This window comes from Rossellomorea sp. YZS02, assembly GCF_033963925.1.
Taxonomy (GTDB): Bacteria; Bacillota; Bacilli; order Bacillales; family Bacillaceae_B; genus Rossellomorea.
This window is the reverse complement of sequence record NZ_JAXBLY010000012.1, coordinates 101,829-126,901: the sequence shown is the minus strand read 5'-3', so window position 1 is coordinate 126,901 and position 25,073 is coordinate 101,829. Positions and strand designations below refer to the sequence as shown.

Genomic DNA, 25,073 nt, shown 5'->3' with positions numbered 1-25,073 from the left:
ATTTGATGACTTTAACTGTAGAAAAAACCGATGTAAAAAAACAAGCGATACTGGCTAAAAAAGCTTCTAAAACACTTAGTATGCTCTCAACTGAGCAAAAAAATAAGGCACTTCATATCCTGGCCGACCATTTGGAGTCCAACTACGAATACATTCTAAAGCAAAACGAATTGGACCTTGAGAGAGGAAGGGAAAAAGGGTTTGAAGCTGCCTTTATGGATCGTCTGTCCCTTTCAAAAGAACGGATTGAAGACTTTGCAAACGGTCTTCGCCAAGTAGCCGACCTCGATGATCCAACAGGGAAAGTGGTTTCAGATTGGACTCTTGAAAATCAGCTGCAAGTGCAAAAAGTGACTGTGCCCCTTGGTGTCATCGGGATGATCTATGAAGCCCGCCCGAACGTGACGGTGGACGCTACTGGTCTTGCACTAAAATCCGGTAATGCCATCGTATTAAAGGGTGGCTCAAATGCCATCACGTCAAATAAAGCCATTGTGGACGTCATGCATGAGGCGTTGGAACAAACCGATATTCCAAGAGGTGCCGTTCAATTCATCAATACGACAGACCGCGGTGCAACCAGTGAATTATTCACAATGAAAGAACATATTGATGTATTAATTCCCCGTGGAGGCGGAGCCTTAATCAATGCGGTTGTCAACAATGCTACGGTTCCTGTTCTTGAGACGGGAGTAGGGAATTGTCACATTTATATTGACAGTGAAGCTGATGTCGAAAAGGCATTAAATATCATCATTAATGCGAAAACAGATCGTCCGGCAGTCTGTAACGCAGCGGAAACCGTCATCCTGCACGAAGAATGGTTCAATAAGAATAGAGATGCTTTTGTGGAAAAACTAAAAGAACATCATGTCTCTATTCACGGAGATGATAAAGTGGTAGAGGCAATTTCAGATGCAACGCTTGCAGGTGAAGAGGACTGGGCGAACGAATATTTAAGCTTGGATATTGCCGTTAAAATTGTGACTGCATTGGATGAAGCTGTTGAACATATTGAACAATATGGAACGAAGCATTCTGAAGCCATCGTCACTGAAAACAGTGAAACTGCGAAGAAATTCATGATGCTTGTGGATGCAGCAGCTCTGTACCATAATGCTTCCACTCGTTTCACAGATGGTGGAGCATTAGGATTCGGTGCCGAGATCGGAATTTCTACACAGAAACTTCATGCGAGAGGTCCAATGGGGCTGCCGGCTCTAACAACAGTAAAGTATATGATGCATGGAACAGGACAAATTCGATAATCAAACAGAAAAGACCGCATGAGGATTTCCTCATGCGGTTTTTTTAGTGTTGAACATTATTCATACTTAGCCCGATTCGTCTAGAAGGAATTCATGTAGCCCCCGTATCGTATGAACCTCTTTTTGATAGCAGATGTTCAGGAGCTTTTCGAAGATTTCTGCTGTCATGATGGCATCATTTAGAGCATGATGCCTGGTTCTGTCCTGAATATTGAATGTCTTCACTAATACATCCAAGTAGCAGTCATCTCTGTCAAGTAAGCTATTGGCAAGTGCAAATGAATCGACAAATTCGGGATCAAACGATGGTAGTTCCCACTTACTGATCCTTTTTTGAAGAAAATTAATGTCAAAGCTTGCAGGGTGAGCGACGAGAATCGTCCCCTTACTGAACTCTAAAAACCGCTCCAATCCTATCGGCAGGGTCACACCGTTTAAGAAATCTTTTCGTCTTAGCCCTGTGAATCGTTTCGTTTCTCGCGATACGGTCTGAAGGGGATCGATCACCTGGTAAAAAGTATGATCTTTCTGGATTTTCCCTTCTTCCACCTTAACAGCCCCTATGGAAATGATTTCATCTCCCACCTCAGGAAAGAAACCAGTGGTTTCAAGGTCAAATATGGTAAAGGTGCAATGAAATAAGTGCTTCTTCTGTAGCGTCGGCTTTTCTTCTTCAAATTGTTTAAGGGCACGTGACAGCTTATGATAGGATAGCTTTTCTTTTTCCTTCTTTACTTGATAACGAAAGAAAAATTGCTGCCATAAATAATACTTAAGTATACGATAGCCTACATTAATGCCTATATCATCCATTAAACCACCCGGTTCCTGTTAAAACTGATTTCCATTACCTGCTGGAGTCGATTGGCAATCTGGATAGATTCCTTTAATTTTTGACGGTCTTCTTTCGAAAGGGTCCGGACATCTATATCATTGCTCAATGGTTTTCCTTCACTAAGTTCCAAAAGATTCTGTTTTGTCCTTAAGGAAAGGAGGATGTGCATGGCTGTTTTTACATTTTCTGCATCTCTTGGGTGAAAGGCTTGTAATTTTTTTAATGACTGTACCCTTTTGATCGTATTGACTTCTTTAATACCATATTTGACAGAATGGATTCGAATCATATTCACAATTTGCAAAAGGCCGGACTTCTTAATGTTGAATAAATGATTTTTAGGCTTAAGATTGACACGTCCCAACGGTCCGACCGGAAGCTTGAATCTTAGGGCATCTTTTCGTAATAGTTGTTGCATATTAAGGGATCGTTTTGACTTTTCTGTCAGGTAATTTCGTATTTCCTCAGCAATGGAGTAGTCGCCGTAGATTGGACGGAAGTCATAAAACATCGTGATATTCTGGATTTCCTGTGCGTCCATTTCCTGAAGCCACTCATCGATTGCTTTTTTCCAATCTGTATAGGATCTTTTCCACTTTTGCTCCTTAGCCATAATTCCCCCCGTGCATTCAGGAAAACCACAAGCAGCAAGCTTTTGATTTAACTTCTCCGTAAACGCTTGAAAATAGTGATCTACCTTCTTTAAGTCAGATAAATGATTATAGTCATCAAGAATGATGCCATTGTCCTGATCGGTATGGAATCCCTGCTCACTCCGACCCTGGCTGCCCATCACGATGAAACAATAATTGATAGGAGCGGAACCATACCCTTCCTGCCTCATTTCTTTTTCACTCAATTGAATGATTTTCCGGTGAAGACGATCATTATAGTTTGAAATGACTTCACAGATATCAAAACCAAAACTGTCTTGAATCAATAAGTCTTGGATGAATTGTTGAAAGGTCTCACTCTTTACTGTAGCAAGTTCAACCAATTCATCATTTGTAACAGCCTTTTGAATCTTATATGAAAGATCAAGATAATTTGAATCCTGAATATTGAGGAAAGACGTACTGGTAAGCACACCAACGACGACATCATTGCGAATGATGGGGACAAAATCCACTTCCTCATGCTTGAAGTAGGAAAGGGCTTCATAAGCAAAGGATTCATCCCTGATCCAGAAAGGTTTTTCCTTCATCCAGTCCTTTATTTTATCAGAGACACCTGGATTAGTAATATATGAAAGAATTTCCCGCTGGGTAAGGATACCTTCCATTTTTTTATCTTGGTTCACCACTACCAAGCCGTATGTATCATGTTTTTTCATCGTTTGAGCAGCTTGAATTACGGTGGCATTCCCATCCATGAAAATAGGGCTATCCATCAGAGTATGTACCTTGGTCCTGAAAAGGTTGATGTTTTCATCGTCGGTTTCTGTGGCAGATTTAACTTTTATTTCATCGTAAAGAGTCTTCATTCGATTGCCGATGCTTTCAAAGATAATCTTTGAAAAATCGTTGTTTTTAGTCATAATGTCTAAAATCCGGTCTTTTTGAATACGGAAAACCGTGCAGTCTTCGATTGCCTGTACCGAAAAAGTCATCTGCCCACTCGTGAGCATGATCATGATTCCGATCAAGTCACCCGGGTAATAAAACCGGAGTGAGTATTGTTTCCCGCTTGACCTATGAAGCACATTCTTCGCAAGACCAGAGACGAGAAAGTATATATCAAGCTCTTCAACCGTTTCATCTTCATGAAATAGAAATTCACCTTTCTTGAAGGTCGTGTATGTGGAGCCGGTAATAATATAATTTAACTGTTCAAGAGACAGCACATCAAAGGGATAGTGATCCCGTATAATTTGTAGTAATTCCTGCTGGTTCACCCGAAAACCTCCCGTTCGATCTGATTCCATAGTACTTTATCATAGAATTCCCTATTTTGAAATGAAAAAACGAGTTCTATTCAAATATGAAAACATCTTAAAAATTTCTGGTACAAGGTGATAAAGGGCGGTGGGAGGATAGGCAGGGGGCAAATCATTTAATGATCCTTCACAATGAATTCAGAAGCACTTAATAAATCAGGAAATATATAATCAGCATCTGTAGGAGAAGGGATCTTGTTAAGCAAAATGGTCGTGCATCCTGCTTTCTTTCCGGCTTCTATGTCTACTTCACGATCACCGACCATATAGGATTTCCTAAGATCGAGGTCATATTTTTCAGCCAGTTTGAGTATCATCCCGGGTTCAGGCTTTCTGCATAGACATCCCGCGTTAGGTTTATGGGTACAACAGGAAACTTCCTGAATAAATCCATCCGCTTTTTCCAATTCATTTACCATATGAGCATGAATTAATTGTAGATCATCATGAGAAAGAAACCCTAGGCCAACGCCACCTTGATTGGTCACGACAAAAAGGAGGAAGCCTGAATCTGATAATAATTTCACGGCTTCCTGAACTCCTTCGAGGAAATAAAATTGCTCTGGAGTATTGACGAACTTCACTCTATCGGTTTTTACCTCATTGATAACACCATCACGGTCAAGAAAAATCGCTTTCTTCATCATTAATCCCCCTAGTTCGATAAAATTCATCAGGAAGTTTGTGTTCCCTGTCGGTTTTTGCGGTTTCCGAGGAAATAATAACAGAGTATTCTGTCATTTGTTTATATAACATTTCATTCATGCATTTCCTTATTATAAAATCAGAAGGTGATCCGGTGCTGACTCCGGATCACATCCTTTATAATTTGCGGATAAAAGCGACCTTTAGATAATCGCTTTGCTTGTATTGCCTCAGTGTTTTAAAATCCTCTGGAAGCGTATATTCTTCGAGGATTTCATATTTCCCATTTGTTTCTTTAAATGCTGTCTGGATAAAGCCTTTGAACTTCTTCATATTGAAGGTACTGCAGTTTGTGGAAGCCACGATGGTGCCGCCCTTTTCAGTGATGGCAATCGCTTCCTTCAATAAATTTTTATAGTCCTTTGCAGCACTGAATGTATGTTTCTTTGAACGTGCAAAGCTTGGTGGATCTAATATGACCAAATCGAAAGACAGTTCTTTTTTTATAGCATATTTGAAGTATTTAAAGACATCTTCAACAATGATATTCTGAGCTTCATAATCGATGTCATTGATGCTGAACTGTTCGATTGTTTTACTTAAGCTGCGATTTGCCAAGTCAACGCTTGTTGTTTCAATGGCGCCACCGAGAGCAGCGAAAACAGAAAAGGCACCGGTATAGGAGAATGTATTTAAAACCCTTTTACCTTCAGAGTACGCGTCACGTATTTTCTTTCGAACTTCCCTTTGATCAAGGAATACACCAACCATTGCTCCATCATTTAAATAGATCGCAAATTTCACACCATTTTCTTTAACGAGGAGTGGGAAAGTTGGGCGTGTTCCTTCAACGAAGTCATCCTCTTCAACGTATTTCCCTTCTTGTGCGAATCTTTTTTTCTGATACACACCTTTAAAATCTGTCAATTCCCTTAACGCTTCCATTACTTCTTCATGAAAAGAATAGGCTCCTTCTGAGTACCATTGAATGAGATAATATCCATCAAAGTAATCTATAGTCAAGCCACCGAAACCATCCCCTTCTCCATTAAATATTCTGAATGCAGTCGTATCCTCGCTATAGTAGAAGTGAAGACGTTGATTGATGGCAGCTTGAAGCTTCTTACATATGAAATCTTTATCGATGTCTTCATGTTCTTTCCAGGTTAAAAGCCAGCCGATTCCTTTATTCTGGATCCCGGCATAACCTTTCGCAATGAAATGATTGTTGTTGTCGACAAGTCTGATAATATCTCCATCTTGTAAATCCTGTATAGACGTTGTCACATTTTCTTTATTTAATAGGGGAAACCCTTTTTGGAACTGTGATATGTACTTAGGGTGTGATTTCACTATTATTTCTTTTGTCATTCAACTCATCCTAACCTATTGGTTTAGTCTTGTGTAGTATAGAACGTAAAGGTGATTTACGCAACTGCATAAGAAAATCCCCCTAAGGATGATTTCTTTCCTTAGAGGGAAGCAGTACTTGATTATTCACTCCATAAGTAATCTCCTACAAGCCGGTCGACTTTGACGGTCTCGTGTAAGCCACTATGGGAAATGGATGGATCATAAACAATTTGAGACTGGAAGGTGTTCTTCTCGAAAATAAATTCACTTCCTAATGCACTCTGTACATTTACTACGTCATCTCCAGACCCTGCTATGGAGAATACCTCGATATCTGAAGGGATCATATTTCGATTGATGAATAATTCCTTCAATGCTCGTGATTCAGGTTTTAAATCAATCACGGCAGCACCAGTATTGATTTGATCATATGAGTCCTTAGTGACACCCTGGAAAGGAGTTGCGATCGTAATGAATTTATGGGTCTTCGGAACAAACGGGCTATCGGTTGTATCTTCAAGATATTTCGTTGAAGCAAGTCCTCCCATTGAATGTGCAACAATATTGACGTTGGACACATTAAATTGATGATGCAGAAGTTTCAAGGCATTTTCCAGCCAAATCCCTTGTTTATCAAGTGAAGCCCGATTATTTTCAAAAATGACTTGAACAAGTGGTGGGGAAGTGGGGTTGTCAGGTATAGAACCTTTGTATCTGACACTCCCAGAATCGGACACCGTGATTTCCAACGTTTTTTGCCCCCAGCCGTGCTGATTTTCAAAACGGTCCAGCATTGTTCTGAATGAATTATATGTACCTTTATAACCGTGCACAAATACTGTAGGGTATCTTTCCTCTGCGGTTAACGGTTTTTCACGGGATTGTACATTTGTAGTACGAAAGATTGTATATAAAATGAGGAAGGCAATAATGAATAGCCCGCTCCAAAGAAAGGATCGTTTATATTTTACTGACAAGAAAATCGCTCCTTAAAATGTTATACTTCCATTGTAATGGATACGTGAAGTATTGAATATGTTAAAAAAGAAATTTATTTGTCATATTCTATGTAACTTTTTCCATTATTGGTACTGTGTTCTTTTATCGGCGAAATAATTGGAGAGGGAAGAGGATTCCATAAGAAAAAGGCTTAAATGTGCAACATTTAAGCCTTTAACGTTATTCTGCCATAGAAAGCAAATTTTAAACCCAGTCACCAGCTCTAAAGATTGGCTCGATTGTACCGTCTGCTTTTTCACCGTCAATATTCAATTGAGCAGATCCGATCATAAAATCAACATGAATCATACTTTCATTGTAGCCGATTTCCTTTAGTTGTTCAGCTGTCATGGACTTACCATCTTCGACACATACGGAAAGGGCTCTGCCAAGGGCTAAATGACAGGATGCATTTTCATCAAAAAGCGTATTATTAAAAATGATGTTTGTGTTTGAAATAGGGGAGTCATGAGGTACTAGCGCGACTTCGCCCAAGTATGATGCTCCTTCATCCGTTTCAAGAAGGTTCTTTAGGGTTTCATAGCCTTCTTCAGCTGAGTATTCAATCACTTTACCCTCCTTGAAGGTTAATGAAAAATCCTTTATAAGCGTACCGCTGTAATTAAGCGGCTTTGTGCTTGAAACTACACCGTTTACTCCATATCTGACTGGAATTGTAAACACTTCTTCCGTTGGGAGATTCGGCACAAACGGGATGCCTTTATCATTGGTGAATTGAGCACTGATCCATTTGGTTTGCGGGTGGAATTCGATGGTCAGATCTGTACCCGGACCTTTGTAATGAAGTTTATTATATTTTCCTTCATTTAGACGGTTTGCTTTTTTATTCAGGTTATGGATATGGGCCTCCCAGAGTTTCACGGTATTTTCTTGATCTGTTCTGGTTGTATAAAAGATATTTTCCCATAGTTTATTGAAAGCCTCTTCTTTTGGAAGTTCGGGGAAAACGGTCTGAGCCCATTCAGTTGTTGGGATGGCTGCGATTAACCAGCTTATTTTCCCCCCGCCGATATAAGCTGAAAAGTCTTTCATAGCCTCGGCTGAAGTCCTGTTCAACAAGGCAACCCGTGTAGGATCTGTATCTCTTAGGAGAGAAGGGTTCGGGGCTGCTAAGTTTAGTAAAGCGACATTGTTTTCTGCCATTTCGATATATCCTTTTGCCTTCCAATCAGGAAACGTTTTCAACCCTTTTTCAGAGGATTTCTCCAAGCGGATTTTTTTCAGCTCTTCATCATAGAAGTCGGTCAATACGTTGACGGCACCGGCTTCATACGCTTTCTCGGTAACCAGTCGAACAAACTCGTATGAGGTGATGGGTGCTGATATCAGCAGTTCCTGATCCTTTTGCAGGTTCAATCCGACCTGCACGATTAAATCTGCATATCTTTCTAAGTTTTTCTCAAATGAATGTTCCATTTGGTTATCCCCCTTAAATATGTATTCATCAATAACTATATCTCTTTTGTCAGAAAATTTCATTGAATAATATAGATTTTTAATCAAAAGCTAATGCTAGCTTTAAAAAGGATGTGAAGGAATGGATTTCAATCTTTTATGGCAGGCGGTCATTCTTGTTGTAGGAGGTACACTCTTATTAAGAATAGCAGGCAGGAAGTCGATTTCACAAATGAGTCTGGCTCAAGTAGTCATCATGATCGGAATCGGCTCTTTGCTCGTCCAGCCGATTGCAGGTGAAGGAGTTTGGTCTACATTAATGGTGGGGTTGGTTCTGGTTCTGTCTCTTGTTGTAATGGAGTATGCACAAATCAAAATTGATGGATTGGAAAAACTGATCACGGGAAGATCTAAACTCGTGATAAAGGATGGTGAACTGCAGAGGGATACGTTAAAAAAACTCAGATTAACCGTGGATCAGCTGGAAATGAAATTGCGACAAAATCAAATTCGTTCCATTTCAGACGTAGAAGAAGCCACTCTCGAACCCAGTGGACAATTGGGGTTTATCCTAAAACAAAATAAACAACCTGCAACGAAAGAAGAAATAAATTTATTGAAACAGGAAATACAGGCGCTTACCCTATTATTGAGGCCGACTCAAACCGGCTGCCAAGTATCGCGTACGCAATCCCAACCATTAAATGCCGCAAACGATTTGTTTGATGAAGTGAGCACAGGGTACCATTCCATAGAGCCACCTGAAGAATTGAAGTAGGGTACATAGAGGTGTCTCGGTTTAATGCACTTATACTTTAGCTAGAATATAGGACTGGCCCTATACAGATGCCAGCCCTTTTAAATCTTATAATTTACTTGAAAATGGTGGGAACTCTTCTTCATTAGAATTGACTACTACAACTCCGGCAAGGGCCATCGCCGTAAGGCTAATGATGATCACTAATTTTCTTAGTTCTTTCAATTGTCTTCACCTCCTATAAAGTCAACATTTCTTCATAAATGATATTAGCTTCATTTAGATGAAATGCAGCAAGCTTATATTTTCTGACCCCCTGGTAATACTGTCCGAAAAACGTAGAATACTCCGCGTATAATAAATGGGAACCATTCTTCTTGAAGAAGGGGAGAGCGTACTCTTTCATAAACATCTCGAATCCAGGAGGGAAATCATTTAATGCAAATTGATAATAAGAGAACTGATAGTATTTATCCGGGTACTTATCTTTGGAACAAAGTCCCAACCCTTTAGGCAACCAGAAATGAACATTGGAAAATTGATTCATCTTATAATATTCTTTGACGAGTGAGAGAATAGAGTAGAGTTTCCCTTCTTCGTCGGATTCTTTTAATTCTATGCTTTTCAAGTAATGCTGGATTGCTTCGTCACTTTTTTTCATAAAAGATTTTAGGTACCCCAGGTTTTGCTCAACTTTTGAAAGTAAGGAGGTATATTGAATGGAGTGAGAAATGAAATTCGCCCATTCATAATGCTTTAAAGCTTCCTCACTATAGCGAATTCTCCGATAACAGATACCTAATAGGAGATGTACCTCGGCGCATCTTTTCTGATAATATACTCCCTGAAAAATGGAAAGCGATTTTTCCCCATAATAAATGGCTAAACGGTACATGTTCAAACGGGCCAGAACCAGACTGTACAAATAGTATAAATCTGCTCGTTCTTCTTCATTTACGACATTACCGAGCACATAAAAAGTTTCCGCCTCTTTTAATTCTCCTTGGGCTTTTTTGTACTCTTCCAAAAGGTAATAATAATTCCCTTTATATTTGTGGTAATAAAATCTCAAAGTATCCGTAAGTTCTTTATAATTAGATTGAACATGGACCATGTGTTTCAGAGCTTCTTCAAGGTTTCCTTTTATTAGTTGTACGCGGAAGCATAGGATTCTATAAAATAAATGCGTCATCAAGTCATCGGTCTCATCAAGATCTTTCATGATGAGTCTTTGAGTGGAATCGGCTTTAGCGGTATTGTTCCATAGTAATTCGTGGTTCCATTTTTCGAGAAGATTGTTCAAATGATTCGGACGGTCTAGCAGATTATTCACACCCAACCGCTCACAAAGCAAGTTGATGATGTCATTTGACGGGGTCACTTGATTATTTTCCAGTTTGGAAAGGTAAGATATGGAAATGATTCCTTTTGCTAAATCTTCTTGGGTTAACTTCCTTTTATGTCTGTGAAAACGGATTTTTGAACCGATCGTCATTTGAGTCTTCTCCTCTAACTAGACATTAGACACTGTGTTATGGAACAGATTATTAAAATAGTAACATAAAAAAAGGATAAAAGTTTTGAATATTCCTATAATTATAATTTTTTGTAGGTAATTGGTATGGTGTTATGTTCATGGTGATGGTCAAATCGAGACCATCGCCAATCCATTCCCTTTGGTATAATGAATGTAACAAACGTATTAGAGGAGGAGTCTCACAATGATTGATTTACGAAGTGATACAGTTACAAAGCCAACGGAAGAAATGAGAAGGGCAGCATACGAGGCTGAAGTCGGGGATGATGTATACGGTGAGGATCCTACCGTCCTAAAGCTAGAAAAGGAAGCCGCCAGGATACTGGGTAAGGAGGAGGCTTTATTTGTCACAAGTGGTACACAAGGGAACCAAATTGCCGTTTTAACCCATACACGGCCGGGAAATGAAATTCTATTAGAAACAAATTCACATATTTTCTATTATGAATCAGGTGCGGTTGCAGCTTTAGCAGGTGTTCAAACCAGGACAATTGAAGGAATCAATGGAGAAATGGATCCTAAAGAAATTGAAACTGCTATTCGAACGGAAGATCAACATTTTCCGGAAACAGGTTTAATATGCCTGGAGAATTCACATAATCGTGCAGGAGGGGCCATTGTTTCACCTGAAAATATGAAAGCCATTCATGCCATTGCGAGGAAACACTCCATTCCTGTACATGTTGATGGTGCACGACTCTTTAACGCAGTGGCTTCAAGTGGCAGAGATGTCAGGGAATTCACGGATCATTGTGATACCATTCAAATTTGCTTAACTAAAGGATTGGGCGCCCCTATAGGTTCAATCATTGCCGGTGACCATGACTTTATTAGGCAGGCTCGAAAATGGAGGAAACGACTGGGAGGGGGATTAAGACAAACAGGAATAATTGCTGCTCCAGGTTTGGTTGCACTGACCAAAATGAGAGAACGATTAGTGGAAGACCATGATAAGGCGAAGCTCTTGCAGGAAACCCTTCAATCATGTAATGGAATTGAAGTCATCAATGAAGTTGATACAAATATCGTAGTGGTGGATGTATCCGGAAGAGGAATGACATCGGAGCAATTTGTAGAAGGGTTAAAGAAGAAGGGAATATTGGCTGTTACCTTTGGACCGACTCTTGTCCGATTCACTACTCATTTTGATGTATCGATGGACGATATGGAAAAGGTTTCTCTTATACTCAGGGAAAAATGATTAATACATATCGTGGGAGATACACTTGATTAAAGGAGGAGAGGGCATGAAGAGCCCTTCCACCATAATTATTCTTTGTGATCCAGTTGTTTTCCATGATGTGGATGTGGATGCCATCTCATCATGTAGCCATTTTCTTTCAGCTTTTGATGTTTGCTTTCCATCATCTTAAGTACTTTGTCTCCTTGTTCTTTTGAGAAGACGCCGTATTCAACATATTTATTCACGAGTTCTTTCTTTGTCGAGTACATTTGTTCATGTAATTTACCAAGCTCAGCTTTTTGTTCTTCCGTTAGATTCACCTTTTGATCCGGTGCTTGTCCTTCACCTTCTGCAGAAGCAAAAGATCCGAAACTAAGGCTAAGTATGAAGACAGCTAAGATGGATACAACCAATTTTTTCATTTATATTCCCTCCTTTCTAAAGTTTCTCTTATATTCTTTGCGAAATATTAGCAGAATATGTAAGAGTGGACGAGTCATAAAAAGAATTGGTAGTATAAATAGTAATAGAAATAGAATGAGGGGGTTGAATGATGTTAAACAAATTTTTATCGAGTATCGGGATCGGACATGTGAAAGTAGATACAATCGTGCATACTACTGAGATTTCCCCGGGGGATCATATTAAGGGGGACGTCGTTCTCAAGGGGGGGATGGCCGATCAGCCGATAAATAAAGTTCAATTATTATTGCTTTATAAATATGAAGAAGACAAAAAGGATAGTGATTTTTGCTATCATGAAAAAGACTTAAAGACCATTACCATAGACAATATCGGGACGATCAAAGCCGGGGAAGAAAAGCGGATCCCATTTGAGTTCCCTACTGCATCCGATCACCCTAAAACCACTGATACAGACCAAACAATACTGAGGACGACGGTAGATATCCCTCAGGCGGTAGATCCTACAGATGAAGACAGCATCTTCATCCGCTGAATACAAGAAGGACCGATTCATTTAATGGATCGGTCCTTCTTGTATTCAGGAAGAAGACCAAGAAAGAAAAGTACAATGTTCTCATTGAAATCCATAAATACCCAATGTAAAATGTAGTAAGCGTATACATTCTAAAAATTCAGATATTAAGATGTATACTAATATGAGATAGAGGAGGAATATGATGGGTGGAATATGGTTAGCGGTCATTGGGGGTATTGTATTTTTAGTAGGATATAAATATTATTCTACACTTATTGCGGAAAGAGTGTACAGGCTCGATCCGAGTTATGTAACACCCGCTCACCAGTATAAAGACGGTGTGGACTTTGTTCCAACGAATAAATTTGTCCTTTGGGGGCACCATTTTACTTCAGTTGCCGGGGCTGCCCCAATCGTCGGGCCGGCAATTGCCGTGTATTGGGGATGGCTTCCCGCTTTTCTTTGGGTGATTTTCGGGACCGTGTTCGCAGCGGGTGTCCATGATTTTGGAACTTTGGTACTCTCCGTGAGAAATAAGGGACAATCAGTAGGTTCTTTAGCGAATAAGTTGATAGGGAAGAGGGCAAAAGTACTTTTTCTATTTATCATTTTAATTCTTGTATTAATGGTCAATGCGGTGTTTGCATGGGTCATAGCGAACTTATTCATCACGTTCCCGGCAAGCGTCTTATCTGTCTTTATCCAGATTCCGCTGGCTGTATGGATTGGATATTCCGTATACAAGCGGAATGGTAGCATGCTATTGCCTTCGATAGTAGCCCTTGGTGTCATGTATGCATCAGCAGTTATCGCAAGCAGGGTTGATTTTTTACAAATTGATTTGGTCCGTTATTTCGGAGGGCAGGATGCCACTTCATTATTTGGTTTAAGCTCAACAAGTATGGCATTCTTTGTATGGATCGTTATTCTGATGATCTACGTGTACATAGCTTCCATTCTTCCTGTATGGAAACTGTTACAGCCAAGGGATTATATCAATTCACATCAGCTCATAGTAGGTCTGGGATTACTATACCTCGGGCTATTGTTTACAAATCCTGAGATTACGGCTCCAATGACAAATGGATCTGCGGATGTATCCTGGTTCCCATTACTATTTATTACAATTGCATGTGGAGCCATCTCCGGTTTTCACGGTCTCGTTTCTTCAGGTACATCTTCAAAGCAGTTGAATAAGGAAACAGATGCACGCTTTGTTGGTTACCTTGGTGCAGTCGGGGAAGGGGCGCTTGCGTTGATTGCAATCATCGCTTGTATTACCTTTTTCCCCAATGTTGAAGAATTTAAAGCAACATACAGTGGATTTGCCGCTGCCAGTGGTGCCGGATTAGGAGTGTTCATTAAAGGAGCCGGCCAACTCGCCACAGGTGTAGGCATCCCGGCAGATATTGCTGCAACGATTGTATCCGTCATCATCGTAAGTTTCGCTGCCACTACACTGGATTCATCTGTTCGACTCATGAGGTATATCATTGCAGAATTGGGAGAGGAATACAAGGTAAATCCTTTGACCAATGCTCATGTTGCCACAACCATTGCAGTCGTATCCAGTGCTGCATTGACCTTGTTGCCTCAAGGTCCTAAAGGATTTGGATCCGGTGGATACCTTCTTTGGCCGTTATTCGGTACATCGAACCAATTGCTTGCTGGAATCAGTTTACTGCTGATTACAATATGGCTCAAACGTCAGGGCAGGAATTACTTAGCTACATTGATTCCAATGTTGTTCCTCATGTTTATGACACTTTGGGCAATGATTCATCAGGTTGTGTTTGAATGGTCGGGAGCTGGTGAGTCTGAGGGGAATATGCTCTTGTTCATCTTCGGAAGCATTATCCTGATTTTCACTCTGTGGATACTTATCACCGCGGCATCTTCGCTTTCTAAAAAGGGAGATGGACCTTCACAATTCTCAGCTTAAGCATTACGTTAGGGGGATTCTATTCGGATCCCCCTATTCATTACATATTTAAAAAGGGAGGAATAGGAATGGTAGAAGTCATGATGATTCGTGCAGAACTTGAAGTCGGTATGGGGTGATGCGGTGGGGTTAGTGGTGACGGGTTCATCACAATGAAACATGATTTTTCTCATCATGATCACGAAAGAAGCCTCCTTGCAGGACTATATTGTGAAACAGCTGAAAAATATGGGGAAGCCGTACAGATCATATACTGTGATCCTAGAAATATGTTATCCATCGTCTACTACATGGGAAGACAGGTATGGAGAAAACAGATTCCTTTTTTCACTGCATGTTATTCTTTGCTATTCCATATCAAAAGGGAAGCCATTTTCATTAATGGGCATTATCTGAGCGACAAACGAATGTATCATGCAACAATCCAAGACTTTCTATAAGGAGGGAACACCGTTGGATTCAACTTTAAAAGCAAAGTTCAAAAGAGTAATAGAGCTTTATGATGACATGATACGCCTCCCTCACAAAACGGAAATTGCCAGGGAATTGAGGGACGAGGATGATTTATTCTTTTTGCTGCTTTATTCAGAAATGCTTGGAATACCCAACCCTGTATTCTATTACACATTGGAACTTTATCCATTTATCATAGAAAAGTTTCATGATTGGCACTTAAGGATGGGGATGGAACACTCTCCTCTGGATGGTATCAGATGTTGTTGAAAATAAGTGAAGGAAGGAGCATGGTATGAATGATCTATTACAGAAGTCCATTATATTTGTAGGAGGGAAAGGGGGTGTAGGGAAATCGACGACTGCATCTGCCTTAGCTGTCATGTACGCAAAAATGGGAAAAAAGACGTTAATTATTTCAACAGATCCGGCACATAATCTGGGAGATATTTTCCATCAGGAAATCAAGGGACATAAGACTCCATTACAGGAAAATTTATGGGGAATCGAGATTAATCCTGGCAACGAAACACGTCAATACATTAACGGAGTAAAAGGGAATCTGAAAGGGATGGTCAAGGCCAATATGGTAAATGAAGTGCACCGGCAAATTGACATGGCCGCTTCAGCACCCGGGGCAGAAGAAGCTGCGTTATTTGATCGTATAGTTTCCATCATTCTTGAAGACGGAAATGATTTTGACAAAATCATTTTTGACACTGCACCGACCGGTCATACGATTCGACTGCTTTCGCTCCCGGAACTTATGGGGGTATGGATGGATGGAATGCTCGAGAGAAGGAAAAAAACAAACAAGAATTACTCTCAGCTTTTGAATGATGGGGAGCCCGTCGATGATCCCATATATGAAGTCCTTCAAAAGCGACGGGAAAAGTTTTCAAAAGTAAGGGAGGTTTTACTTAATCAGCAAAAGACAGGCTTTATTTTTGTACTGATCCCTGAAAGACTGCCCATTCTTGAAACAGAAAAAGCGGTTGAATTGATGTCTAAGAACTCTCTTAATATTGAAGGACTGGTTATCAATAAAATTCTCCCCAATGGGGCAGACGGTGAGTTCTTGCGAAAAAGAAGGGATCAGGAAAAAGTTTACTTGAGACTGATGAAAGAGAAGTTTACAAAGCAATCTTTCTATCATATCCCCCTAATGGAAGAAGACATCTGCACCCTTCCCCTTTTGGAAAAATTCGCAGCAGCTCTTGAGAAAGAAATCGTTAATAGTGAAAAAGCTTGTCGACAATAGGATAGTACATAGCAAGAGTGACCATTGAAGATTTCTTCGATGGTCATTTTTATTTATTGAAGGGGAAATGTGGTTTTTTGTCGAAAGTGTATTGAAACAATAAAGCGAAGGAAGTGATTCTAATGAAAAGTGAGAAAAACATTATACCCGCCGTTCTTCCTTTAAAGAAAAGGGAAGAAACCCAAAATCGCTGGTTATTTCATCGCCTTAATACACTATTACCTACTTTAATGGAAAAACACGATGTCAACATGTGGATTGTAGTAGGAAGGGAGTATAATGAAGATCCAGTCCTTAAGAGTCTGTATCCAGCGTCAATAGACAGCTCGAGGAGATTGACGATCCTTGTATTTTATTTAGACAGTGGAAAGCATCTCAGAAGATGGGTCCTCCACCCAAATCCTAATTTCGAACCATTTTATGAACGCGTCTGGAATCCAGAAGAGTGCGATCAATGGGAATGTCTAAGACGACTTGTGGATGAACATAACCCTGATAATATTGCGTTGAATTATTCATCGACTTTTGCTGTAGCAGACGGGTTGAGTCACTCCCATTTTCAACATTTAAGCATGTTATTAGATGATCATTCACATAAATTCACGTCTGCACAACATGTTATTGTAGATTGGCTATCGATTAGGACTTCCAAGGAATTAGTCGCTTACCCCTCTATAGCCGAGCTTGGGAGGACCATTGCCGAAGAAGCATTATCAAGAGCGGTGATACATCCAGGAATCACGACAACAGAAGACGTAGTCGATTGGATACGCCAACGTGTTTTAGATGAAGGAATGGAAACGTCTTTTTATCCTACGGTCGATTTGCAAAGAAAAGGATCGGACATGGACCGGCTAGAAGGTGAGATTATTCGATTTGGAGATATCGTTCATTTAGACTTTGGTATTCGTTACCTAGGTCTTACAACGGATACGCAGCAACTGGCATACGTGCTCTATCCTGGTGAGGTGGAAGCTCCAGAAGGACTTCAATCCGCCTTCGAAACTGCCTTAAGGTTTGAGGACATCATAACGGAGGAAATGAAAATTGGCAGAACAGGAAATGAAGTGTTTTACCGGGCAATGAAAAAGGCAAGAGAAGAAGAAATTGAGGCAATGCTCTATTCCCACCCAATAGGGAATCACTGTCATGAAGCGGGAGCATTAATAGGCTTATATGATGTACAAGGAGACATTCCCATCAGGGGTGACCTTCCTTTAACAGCCAATAGCTGCTATGCCATGGAATTCAATATTAAACAATACATTCCCGAATGGAATCAAATCATCCCGATCTATTTGGAAGAGCCTGTTGCTTTCATGCAGAATAGACTGGAATATATGTCTAAAAGGCAGACATCATTCTATCTAATTTAGATATAAAACGGAACTCCAAACGTAAAAGGCTGGTCACAGTTACTGTGTGAACAGGCCTTTTTTATGTATAAGGAATAAAATTTAAAATACCCCCTTGACTATATACCTTATAGGGTATATTATTGTGTATGTAGCAAGAAACAATAAGCCAATAGGAGGTGTCTTGATGGAATACAATGCACAAATTAAGAATCGAATTAAACGTGTTGAAGGGCAGCTCCGTGGAATTGTAAGAATGATGGAGCAGGGAGAAGATTGTAAAGACGTTATCACACAGCTTTCCGCAGCAAAAACAGCTCTTGACCGTTCCGTCGGCTTAATTGTCAGTATGAATCTTGTTGAGTGCGTGAAAGATTCGCATGAAACAGGCGAAAACACAGAAGAACTAGTGAAAGAAGCAGTGAATTTATTAGTGAAGAGTCGATAAGAAAAAGAGTTGACAACTTTTTTTATATCAATTAATATACCCTTATAGGTATTTAAAAACAACATTATCAGGAGGAATTCGAATGAACGCAGATAAAGTATTAGATGCAAAGGGACTTGCTTGTCCAATGCCGATTGTGAAAACGAGAAAGGCAATCAAGGAGATTGAATCCGGTCAAATTTTAGAAGTACAAACAACAGATAAAGGTGCAAAGAGTGACTTGACCGCGTGGGCGAAATCCACTGGACACGAATTAATGGACTCAAATGAAGAAAATGATGTCTTTACATTTTGGATTAAAAAAGGTTAATTTTTTTTGAGGGGATAAATACCCCATACAGTAAATAGGAGGAGATACAATGTCAGAAACAAAAACAACCAATATTATTCTCTTTAGCGGAGATTACGATAAAGCGATGGCGGCATATATCATTGCCAATGGGGCAGCCGCGTATGATCATGAAGTAACGATTTTCCATACATTCTGGGGATTGAATGCTTTAAGAAAAGAAGAAATGGTCCCAATGAAAAAAGGTTTCATGGAAAAAATGTTTGGGCGTATGATGCCACGAGGTGCAGATAAAATGGGATTATCCAACATGAACTTCATGGGAATGGGGCCAAAAATGATTAAAGGCGTCATGAAGAAGCACAATGCAATGCCTCTACCCGATTTAATTGAGATGGCAAGGGAACAAGACGTCAAACTCGTTGCTTGTACCATGACAATGGATCTACTGGGTTTACACAAAGACGAGTTACTGGAAGAAATTGAATATGCTGGTGTAGCTGCTTATTTAGCAGATGCTGAAGACGGAAATGTGAACTTATTCATCTAATTTTTTTTGTAAATAAATATACCCTATGAGGTAATAGGAGGTCATTATATGAATAGTATTGAATCAAATTTCGTTTTAGATGCGAAAGGACTTGCTTGTCCAATGCCAATCGTGAAAACCAAAAAGGCAATGAAAGACATGGAAGCAGGACATGTGATTGAAATCCAGGCAACAGACAAGGGCTCAAAAGCAGACCTTCAAGCTTGGGCAAAAAGTTCAGGTCATGAATATTTAGGGACTATCGAAGAAGGAGAGGTCCTTAAACACTTTGTACGTAAATCAAGCGGTGAAGAGGCAGTTGAGCGTAAGCATGAAGCTGTGACCGATAATGAAGCATTAGCAAGTAAATTAAAGCAAGAAAATGTCATTGTTCTGGATGTCCGGGAAAAAGCAGAGTATGCATTCAAACATATTCCCGGTGCCATCTCAATGCCATTAGGGGACCTTGAAAACCGTGTAGAAGAATTGAACAAAGATAAAGACATTTATGTGGTGTGCCGGACTGGAAACAGAAGTGATATGGCTGCTCAAATGCTTTCAGATAAAGGCTTTGCAAATGTAATCAATGTGGTTCCAGGTATGAGCGAATGGACTGGAGACGTTGAATCTGATATTAAGTAATTCATATTTTAAGGAGGCTTATTAAAAATGGCTGTTAAACCGATGAATTCTAAAGAGGTAGCACAAAAGGTGATGAACAAAGAAGAATTATTCATTTTGGATGTTCGTAATGTGGATGCCTTTGAAGATTGGAAAATTGAAGGTGGGAAATTTGAGTATTTAAATATTCCGTATTTTGATCTTTTAGACGGAGTTGAAGAAATCATGGATCAACTTCCTGAAGATAAAGATATTCTTGTCGTCTGTGCCAAAGAAGGATCTTCCATTATGGTGGCCGAAATGCTGTCTGAAGAAGGCAAGGATGTCTCTTACCTTGAAGGAGGTATGAAGGCTTGGAGTGAGCATCTAGAGCCTGTTAAAGTGGGTGACTTGTCAAATGGCGGTGAACTTTATCAATTCGTACGTTTAGGTAAAGGCTGTTTATCGTACATGGTTGTATCAGGTAGTGAAGCTGCAATCGTGGATGCCACTCGTATGGCGGATGTATTCATTGAATTTGCGAAAGAAAAAAATGCAACGATTACAAACGTATTTGATACACATTTACATGCCGATCATATTTCAGGAGGTCGTACGATTGCAGAAGCAACGGGTGCAACTTACTGGTTACCTCCTAAAGATGCGGAAGAAGTGACGTTTGAGTTCGCTGCTCTGGAAGACGGAAATAAAATCGTAATCGGAAATACAACCATTGAGATTTCCGCCCTGTACTCACCGGGACACACGATCGGATCTACATCTTTCGTAGTCGATAAGAAGTATTTATTATCAGGTGATATTCTATTTGTCGATAGTATCGGTCGTCCCGATCTCGCGGGGAAAGCAGAAGATTGGGTAGGAGACTTAAGAGAGAGTCTATACAAACGCTATAAAGATCTTTCCATGGAGCTTATCGTTTTACCTGCTCACTTTATGATTATCGATGAATTAAATGAAGATGGTTCTGTAGGTGAGAAGTTAGGAACACTATTTGCCAAAAATCACGGTTTAAACATTGAGAGTGAAGAAGAATTCAGAAAGCTTGTTTCTGAAAACCTGCCTCCTCAACCGAATGCGTATCAGGAAATACGTGAAACAAATATGGGGAAAGTCACTCCTGATGAAGAAAAGCAGCGTGAGATGGAAATCGGACCAAACCGTTGTGCTGTAAGATAAAAATCAGCTGGCTTAAAAAATAGATTCCCAATGGGAACCTGCGGCTGCCGGTTCCCATTTTACTAGAAAAGGAGGGCTCACAATGGATTTGGCATTTATAATAACAATCTTTTTAATCGGTTTTGTCGGTTCCTATATTTCAGGAATGGTGGGCATCGGCGGAAGTATCATTAAATATCCCATGCTCCTGTATATCCCCCCGTTACTCGGAGTAGCCACATTTTCAGCTCATGAAGTATCAGGTATCAGTGCTGTCCAAGTGTTCTTTGCAACACTTGGTGGAGTTTGGGCTTACCGTAAAGGGGGCTACTTGAATAAAACACTCATTACGTATATGGGAGTAAGTATTCTGATCGGTAGCTTCGTTGGTGGTTTCGGCTCTAAATTTATGAGTGAAGCAGGGATTAACATCGTGTATGGAATTCTTGCCCTTATTGCAGCGATCATGATGTTCATTCCTAAAAAAGGAATCGATGATGTGAAATTGGAGGATGTTTCATTTAATAAATGGCTCGCTGCCATTCTTGCCCTCATCGTCGGGGTTGGTGCAGGAATTGTTGGTGCAGCAGGAGCATTCCTATTAGTCCCTATCATGCTTGTCGTGCTTAAAATACCGACAAGAATGACAATTGCTTCGTCTCTTGCCATTACGTTGATTTCGTCCATCGGATCCACAGTAGGAAAGATTTCCACTGGTCAGGTTGATTACTTGCCGGCCATGATCATGGTAGTGGCGAGTCTGATCGCCTCTCCACTTGGAGCCATGGCGGGAAAGAAAATGAATACAAAGATTCTCCAAATGATCTTAGCCCTCTTAATCTTAGGGACTGCCATTAAGATCTGGGTAGATATATTATAAATGGTTGCCTGGTTCTACTAATCAAGCATCTTTTCTGAAAAGAGAAGGGCGTGATGAACGAGCCTGGCTTTTTTTTGTTTCCCTGTAACTTTCCATAGTTCCGATTCGTCTATATAATTGAAAGAAATAAGACTCTAGATGGATGAATATATTCTATTGTACAAGTACAATGGATGCGTTCAATGATTAATCCATTATGAAAAAGGGAGAATGAAAATGAAAAAGCTTATTGCTATTGTCTTACTATGTTCACTTATGGTAAGCGGAATCCAGCCTGCATTTGCTGCAGATAATGATAAAGCAAGCATTAATGAAAAGTTTGGACTGCCAATCGTTGTATATGGGGAAACACTTACAAGCGAGCAGAAAAAACAAGTTCAAGAGCAATTTGGTATGGACGAGGGAACAGAAGTGGAAGAGTTTACGGCTACAGGAGAGGATCTTGTAAAATATATAGAAGGTGAGAACCGAAACGCCCGTATGTTTTCGTCTGCCATGATTACTCGAAAAGATAAAGGTGAAGGCTTGAAGGTCAATATTGTGACACCGGAGAACATTACGGAAGTAACCAATTCAATGTATTCAAACGCCCTGTTGACGGCGGGAGTCGAAAATGCAGTCGTGGATGTTGCTTCGCCAGTTAAAGTCAGCGGTCATTCCGCACTGGTCGGCATTTATAAAGCGTATGATGTAAGCGGAGAAAAGCTTGATACGGTTCGAATGGAAGTAGCTAATGAAGAGCTTTCAGTTGCAACGGACCTGGCGAAGGAAGCCGGGATTGACAAGGAAGAAGTTAGTAAATTATTAACTGAAATCAAAAAGGAAATCGCCGAGCAAGATCCTGCGACCAAAGAGGAAGTAGAGAAGATCGTTGAAGATAAGCTTAAGGCACTGAATATTGAATTAAGCCCGGAGGATCGTCAGTTATTGATTGATCTGTTTGAAAAAATGAGATCCCTTGATATTGACTTCGACAATGTCCAACAACAATTGGATGACTTGACGAAGGATATTCAGACGACCATTAAAGATATTGTGAACGATGAAGGGTTCGGTCAAAAAGTGTCTGATTTCTTTACCGGATTATTGGAGGCAATCGCCAACTTCTTTAAATCGATCAAAAATTTATTTGGATAAGCAGAAACAACTATAAAAAGACTGAGTCGACCGACTCAGTCTTTTTATAGTTCAAGTAGGGGGAAAGAAAGAATGACGGTCGTGCCACATCCTTCTTTACTCTCAACAATTAAGGATCCCTTATGCTTATGCATAATTTCTTTAGCGATGGATAAACCGAGTCCATACCCCCCTGTATCCCTTGTTCTCGACAGGTCAGACCTGAAGAAACGTTCCCCTATTTGAGATAAGGACTCTTCAGGTATTCCCATACCTTTATCTTGGATCTTCACAACAGCCATTCCCTCTTCTTCATAGGAATGAATCAATATTTGACTTTTTTGCGGTGAATATTTCAATGCATTATCAAGGATATTGAAGAATACCTGCATCACTCTATCAGGGTCACCATTAATGATGGAATCTTCATTCAAAGTATGTTTAATATCAATTTTCTTCATTACTGCATTAGGTTGAATCAGCATTAAGGAATCCATGATAAATTGGGAAAGTACCATCGGTTCAACATCAAGTGAAAAAGAAGCATCCTCCAATTTATTCAAATCCAACAGCTCAGTAATCAATTTCTGCATCCTTTTCGATTCTTTTTGGATGAGGTGTAAGCTTTCTTCAATTTCATCAGGATTTGTTTGAACGCGGTCAGTCAATGCTTTTGCATACCCGCCTATATACGTGAGGGGGGTACGCAGTTCATGGGCGACATTCGAAAGAAATTGGCGTTTCCGATCTTCTTGATGCTGCAGGGAGTCCACCATGCTGTTAAAAGTTAATGCCAGTTCTGCCATTTCATCATTGGTGGTGACGTTAAGCCGATCCGAGAAGTCGCCATTGGCTACTTTATTCGAGAACGACTGCATCTCCCTCACAGGTTTGAACAAAGAGCCCAAGGAAGACTGAATGATTAAGAAAAGTACGAAATAAAACATGACACCGGTCAATATTAAGATTGGGATCCCTTTACTGAATACTTCTGTCATTTCAGCAAGGGGTATATAAATGAACAAATATCCCTTTAACTTATCTTTATTCATAAGAGGAAAGATGGCTCCAATCACATTTCGATTGAATTCATCCACAAATCCTTCTTTCATAAGATGATTTCCTTTAGCCAATTCACTCCTGTCTGAAGCGCTGATAAGAGGTTTTCCGTCTATTTGAAAAGGAAAGCTTTCCCGTAAATCATCAAGATCTTCAACCACGGAAACTTCATAAGGGGAGATGACGTTGTACCAAAGAATCTTGTCTTTGACATTTCCGCTCACATCCCCATAATGATAGTGCGCTGCTGTTCTCTCTCCCTGATAAAGGAGAGATTCCTTCACAGTACCTATATAAAGGTCTTTATACAGAAAATGAATGAATAAGAAAGAAAACACAATCGTTAAAAATAAGCTGATTAATAATAGGAGTGAAACTTTTTTATTTAGTGTAAGCTTTAGGTTCTTCAAGACGCTCCCTCAAATTTATATCCAAGACCCCAGACGGTCTCAATCAAATGACCGTGGTTCTTTAGTTTGAGCCTTAACGTTTTAATATGAGTATCAACGGTACGATCACTGCCTTCATAGTCATTGCCCCATACTTGATCAAGGAGCTGATCTCTTGTGTACACTCTTCCATGATTGCGTGCCAAGAACAAGAAGAGCTCATATTCCTTTAAGGTCAGGCGGGGAGAATGCTCACCGACGGTTACGGTCCTTGATGCTGTATTGAAAGATACCGGGCCGAACCGCTCAATCATCGAACGGTGATTTGTTTGTATCCCGTATGATCTTCTCAGGATTGTTTCCATTCGTGCGACAAGTTCTTCAGCGTTGAACGGCTTTACCATATAATCATCGCTGCCAAGCTTAAGACCTTTAACCTTATCCAGATCGTCACCTTTAGCTGACAGGAAAATAAACGGGATTTGACTTGTCTCCCGCACTTCCTGAAGTAATTGGAATCCATCCATGAATGGCATCATAATATCCACAATCATAATATCGACATTTGTTTTATTCAGTTGGTCCAGTGCAACCAATCCGTTCTCAGCTTCTATACAGAAATAATGATCCCTGTTCAAATACAGCTTGATCAGCTGTCTCATTTCTTGTTCATCATCAACGATCAGTACGTTCCATTTTTTCATCAT

26 protein-coding genes are annotated in these 25,073 nt (G+C 40.1%); 16 read left to right on the top strand and 10 right to left on the bottom strand.

Annotated features, from left to right (window positions below; all coding sequences use genetic code 11):
• Positions 1-5 precede the first annotated feature (5 nt).
• Positions 6-1,268 carry a glutamate-5-semialdehyde dehydrogenase gene (locus SLH55_RS13340; protein WP_219169842.1) on the top strand — a complete coding sequence of 421 codons (1,263 nt, stop codon included), beginning with the start codon at positions 6-8 and terminating at the stop codon, positions 1,266-1,268.
• 66 nt (positions 1,269-1,334) lie between these two features.
• Here SLH55_RS13340 and SLH55_RS13335 read toward each other — a convergent pair whose 3' ends face one another.
• From SLH55_RS13335 to SLH55_RS13310, 6 genes are all read right to left on the bottom strand, one after another.
• Entirely contained in the window at positions 1,335-2,081 is a 747-nt protein-coding gene (locus tag SLH55_RS13335; protein ID WP_219169844.1) for a PolC-type DNA polymerase III, read from the bottom strand.
• Positions 2,081-3,997: a DUF294 nucleotidyltransferase-like domain-containing protein gene (locus SLH55_RS13330; RefSeq protein WP_219169846.1), complete on the bottom strand. Its 1,917-nt coding sequence runs from the start codon at positions 3,995-3,997 to the stop codon at positions 2,081-2,083. The genes SLH55_RS13335 and SLH55_RS13330 overlap by 1 nt, the downstream gene beginning before the upstream one ends.
• Positions 3,998-4,155: 158 nt before the next feature.
• Complete coding sequence (locus tag SLH55_RS13325; RefSeq protein WP_219169848.1) at positions 4,156-4,683, bottom strand: D-glycero-alpha-D-manno-heptose-1,7-bisphosphate 7-phosphatase; 528 nt, start codon at positions 4,681-4,683, stop codon at positions 4,156-4,158.
• A 178-nt stretch (positions 4,684-4,861) separates the two neighbouring features.
• Complete coding sequence (locus tag SLH55_RS13320; protein WP_219169850.1) at positions 4,862-6,055, bottom strand: class I SAM-dependent rRNA methyltransferase; 1,194 nt, start codon at positions 6,053-6,055, stop codon at positions 4,862-4,864.
• Between the two features lie 122 nt (positions 6,056-6,177).
• A complete protein-coding gene (locus SLH55_RS13315) occupies positions 6,178-7,014 on the bottom strand; it encodes an alpha/beta hydrolase (protein WP_219169852.1) in 837 nt (278 codons plus the stop codon).
• Between the two features lie 226 nt (positions 7,015-7,240).
• Complete coding sequence (locus SLH55_RS13310) at positions 7,241-8,473, bottom strand: aminopeptidase (protein WP_219169854.1); 1,233 nt, start codon at positions 8,471-8,473, stop codon at positions 7,241-7,243.
• Between the two features lie 121 nt (positions 8,474-8,594).
• Here SLH55_RS13310 and SLH55_RS13305 point away from each other — a divergent pair, with 121 nt between their 5' ends.
• Positions 8,595-9,230: a DUF421 domain-containing protein gene (locus tag SLH55_RS13305; RefSeq protein WP_219169856.1), complete on the top strand. Its 636-nt coding sequence runs from the start codon at positions 8,595-8,597 to the stop codon at positions 9,228-9,230.
• A 217-nt stretch (positions 9,231-9,447) separates the two neighbouring features.
• Here SLH55_RS13305 and SLH55_RS13300 read toward each other — a convergent pair whose 3' ends face one another.
• The gene (locus SLH55_RS13300; protein ID WP_320323628.1) at positions 9,448-10,704 is read right to left on the bottom strand and encodes a helix-turn-helix transcriptional regulator; all 1,257 of its coding nucleotides are present in this window, start codon (positions 10,702-10,704) and stop codon (positions 9,448-9,450) included.
• Between the two features lie 226 nt (positions 10,705-10,930).
• Here SLH55_RS13300 and SLH55_RS13295 point away from each other — a divergent pair, with 226 nt between their 5' ends.
• Positions 10,931-11,947 carry a GntG family PLP-dependent aldolase gene (locus SLH55_RS13295; RefSeq protein ID WP_320323627.1) on the top strand — a complete coding sequence of 339 codons (1,017 nt, stop codon included), beginning with the start codon at positions 10,931-10,933 and terminating at the stop codon, positions 11,945-11,947.
• Positions 11,948-12,015: 68 nt separating this feature from the next.
• Here the strand turns inward: SLH55_RS13295 and SLH55_RS13290 are convergent, their stop codons facing one another.
• Positions 12,016-12,351, bottom strand: a complete 336-nt coding sequence (locus SLH55_RS13290; RefSeq protein WP_219169860.1) for a YckD family protein — start codon at positions 12,349-12,351, stop codon at positions 12,016-12,018.
• A gap of 131 nt (positions 12,352-12,482) precedes the next feature.
• Here SLH55_RS13290 and SLH55_RS13285 point away from each other — a divergent pair, with 131 nt between their 5' ends.
• The 13 genes from SLH55_RS13285 to SLH55_RS13225 all read left to right on the top strand — a co-directional run bounded on the left by SLH55_RS13285 (position 12,483) and on the right by SLH55_RS13225 (position 22,939).
• On the top strand, positions 12,483-12,887 hold the full coding sequence (locus tag SLH55_RS13285) for a sporulation protein (RefSeq protein ID WP_320323626.1): 405 nt from the start codon (positions 12,483-12,485) through the stop codon (positions 12,885-12,887).
• A 184-nt stretch (positions 12,888-13,071) separates the two neighbouring features.
• A complete protein-coding gene (locus SLH55_RS13280; protein WP_219169863.1) occupies positions 13,072-14,811 on the top strand; it encodes a carbon starvation protein A in 1,740 nt (579 codons plus the stop codon).
• Positions 14,812-14,963: 152 nt separating this feature from the next.
• Entirely contained in the window at positions 14,964-15,251 is a 288-nt protein-coding gene (locus SLH55_RS13275) for a hypothetical protein (protein WP_219169865.1), read from the top strand.
• A gap of 49 nt (positions 15,252-15,300) precedes the next feature.
• Entirely contained in the window at positions 15,301-15,534 is a 234-nt protein-coding gene (locus SLH55_RS13270) for a cory-CC-star protein (RefSeq protein WP_374939789.1), read from the top strand.
• A gap of 25 nt (positions 15,535-15,559) precedes the next feature.
• On the top strand, positions 15,560-16,525 hold the full coding sequence (locus tag SLH55_RS13265) for an ArsA family ATPase (protein ID WP_219169867.1): 966 nt from the start codon (positions 15,560-15,562) through the stop codon (positions 16,523-16,525).
• Between the two features lie 122 nt (positions 16,526-16,647).
• The gene (locus tag SLH55_RS13260) at positions 16,648-17,901 is read left to right on the top strand and encodes a M24 family metallopeptidase (protein ID WP_320323625.1); all 1,254 of its coding nucleotides are present in this window, start codon (positions 16,648-16,650) and stop codon (positions 17,899-17,901) included.
• A 166-nt stretch (positions 17,902-18,067) separates the two neighbouring features.
• Entirely contained in the window at positions 18,068-18,328 is a 261-nt protein-coding gene (locus tag SLH55_RS13255; RefSeq protein WP_206854973.1) for a metal-sensitive transcriptional regulator, read from the top strand.
• Between the two features lie 82 nt (positions 18,329-18,410).
• Positions 18,411-18,638 (top strand): sulfurtransferase TusA family protein, encoded by a 228-nt coding sequence (locus tag SLH55_RS13250; protein WP_206854976.1) that lies wholly within the window; start codon positions 18,411-18,413, stop codon positions 18,636-18,638.
• 49 nt (positions 18,639-18,687) lie between these two features.
• Positions 18,688-19,167, top strand: coding sequence for a DsrE/DsrF/DrsH-like family protein (locus SLH55_RS13245; protein WP_320323624.1), 480 nt, complete (start codon positions 18,688-18,690; stop codon positions 19,165-19,167).
• A gap of 48 nt (positions 19,168-19,215) precedes the next feature.
• Positions 19,216-19,788, top strand: coding sequence for a sulfurtransferase TusA family protein (locus tag SLH55_RS13240; RefSeq protein ID WP_320323623.1), 573 nt, complete (start codon positions 19,216-19,218; stop codon positions 19,786-19,788).
• Positions 19,789-19,815: 27 nt separating this feature from the next.
• The gene (locus SLH55_RS13235) at positions 19,816-20,943 is read left to right on the top strand and encodes an MBL fold metallo-hydrolase (protein WP_320323622.1); all 1,128 of its coding nucleotides are present in this window, start codon (positions 19,816-19,818) and stop codon (positions 20,941-20,943) included.
• Between the two features lie 82 nt (positions 20,944-21,025).
• Positions 21,026-21,802 carry a sulfite exporter TauE/SafE family protein gene (locus SLH55_RS13230; protein WP_219169876.1) on the top strand — a complete coding sequence of 259 codons (777 nt, stop codon included), beginning with the start codon at positions 21,026-21,028 and terminating at the stop codon, positions 21,800-21,802.
• A 216-nt stretch (positions 21,803-22,018) separates the two neighbouring features.
• Positions 22,019-22,939, top strand: coding sequence for a DUF1002 domain-containing protein (locus SLH55_RS13225; RefSeq protein ID WP_219169882.1), 921 nt, complete (start codon positions 22,019-22,021; stop codon positions 22,937-22,939).
• 44 nt (positions 22,940-22,983) lie between these two features.
• On the opposite strand, the gene SLH55_RS13220 is transcribed toward SLH55_RS13225, so the two are convergent.
• The gene (locus SLH55_RS13220) at positions 22,984-24,387 is read right to left on the bottom strand and encodes a sensor histidine kinase (RefSeq protein ID WP_219169884.1); all 1,404 of its coding nucleotides are present in this window, start codon (positions 24,385-24,387) and stop codon (positions 22,984-22,986) included.
• Entirely contained in the window at positions 24,384-25,070 is a 687-nt protein-coding gene (locus SLH55_RS13215) for a response regulator transcription factor (RefSeq protein WP_219170285.1), read from the bottom strand. The genes SLH55_RS13220 and SLH55_RS13215 overlap by 4 nt, the downstream gene beginning before the upstream one ends.
• Between the last annotated feature and the right edge of the window lie 3 nt (positions 25,071-25,073).

Excerpts from the sequence above, each read along its gene's own strand:
- SLH55_RS13340 (WP_219169842.1), top strand. The coding sequence starts at position 6 with ATGACTTTAACTGTAGAAAAAACCGATGTAAAAAAACAAGCGATACTG.
- SLH55_RS13335 (WP_219169844.1), bottom strand. The coding sequence starts at position 2,081 with ATGGATGATATAGGCATTAATGTAGGCTATCGTATACTTAAGTATTAT.
- SLH55_RS13325 (WP_219169848.1), bottom strand. The coding sequence starts at position 4,683 with ATGAAGAAAGCGATTTTTCTTGACCGTGATGGTGTTATCAATGAGGTA.
- SLH55_RS13320 (WP_219169850.1), bottom strand. The coding sequence starts at position 6,055 with ATGACAAAAGAAATAATAGTGAAATCACACCCTAAGTACATATCACAG.
- SLH55_RS13310 (WP_219169854.1), bottom strand. The coding sequence starts at position 8,473 with ATGGAACATTCATTTGAGAAAAACTTAGAAAGATATGCAGATTTAATC.
- SLH55_RS13305 (WP_219169856.1), top strand. The coding sequence starts at position 8,595 with ATGGATTTCAATCTTTTATGGCAGGCGGTCATTCTTGTTGTAGGAGGT.
- SLH55_RS13300 (WP_320323628.1), bottom strand. The coding sequence starts at position 10,704 with ATGACGATCGGTTCAAAAATCCGTTTTCACAGACATAAAAGGAAGTTA.
- SLH55_RS13295 (WP_320323627.1), top strand. The coding sequence starts at position 10,931 with ATGATTGATTTACGAAGTGATACAGTTACAAAGCCAACGGAAGAAATG.
- SLH55_RS13290 (WP_219169860.1), bottom strand. The coding sequence starts at position 12,351 with ATGAAAAAATTGGTTGTATCCATCTTAGCTGTCTTCATACTTAGCCTT.
- SLH55_RS13285 (WP_320323626.1), top strand. The coding sequence starts at position 12,483 with ATGTTAAACAAATTTTTATCGAGTATCGGGATCGGACATGTGAAAGTA.
- SLH55_RS13280 (WP_219169863.1), top strand. The coding sequence starts at position 13,072 with ATGGGTGGAATATGGTTAGCGGTCATTGGGGGTATTGTATTTTTAGTA.
- SLH55_RS13275 (WP_219169865.1), top strand. The coding sequence starts at position 14,964 with ATGAAACATGATTTTTCTCATCATGATCACGAAAGAAGCCTCCTTGCA.
- SLH55_RS13265 (WP_219169867.1), top strand. The coding sequence starts at position 15,560 with ATGAATGATCTATTACAGAAGTCCATTATATTTGTAGGAGGGAAAGGG.
- SLH55_RS13260 (WP_320323625.1), top strand. The coding sequence starts at position 16,648 with ATGAAAAGTGAGAAAAACATTATACCCGCCGTTCTTCCTTTAAAGAAA.
- SLH55_RS13255 (WP_206854973.1), top strand. The coding sequence starts at position 18,068 with ATGGAATACAATGCACAAATTAAGAATCGAATTAAACGTGTTGAAGGG.
- SLH55_RS13250 (WP_206854976.1), top strand. The coding sequence starts at position 18,411 with ATGAACGCAGATAAAGTATTAGATGCAAAGGGACTTGCTTGTCCAATG.
- SLH55_RS13245 (WP_320323624.1), top strand. The coding sequence starts at position 18,688 with ATGTCAGAAACAAAAACAACCAATATTATTCTCTTTAGCGGAGATTAC.
- SLH55_RS13240 (WP_320323623.1), top strand. The coding sequence starts at position 19,216 with ATGAATAGTATTGAATCAAATTTCGTTTTAGATGCGAAAGGACTTGCT.
- SLH55_RS13235 (WP_320323622.1), top strand. The coding sequence starts at position 19,816 with ATGGCTGTTAAACCGATGAATTCTAAAGAGGTAGCACAAAAGGTGATG.
- SLH55_RS13230 (WP_219169876.1), top strand. The coding sequence starts at position 21,026 with ATGGATTTGGCATTTATAATAACAATCTTTTTAATCGGTTTTGTCGGT.
- SLH55_RS13225 (WP_219169882.1), top strand. The coding sequence starts at position 22,019 with ATGAAAAAGCTTATTGCTATTGTCTTACTATGTTCACTTATGGTAAGC.
- SLH55_RS13215 (WP_219170285.1), bottom strand. The coding sequence starts at position 25,070 with ATGAAAAAATGGAACGTACTGATCGTTGATGATGAACAAGAAATGAGA.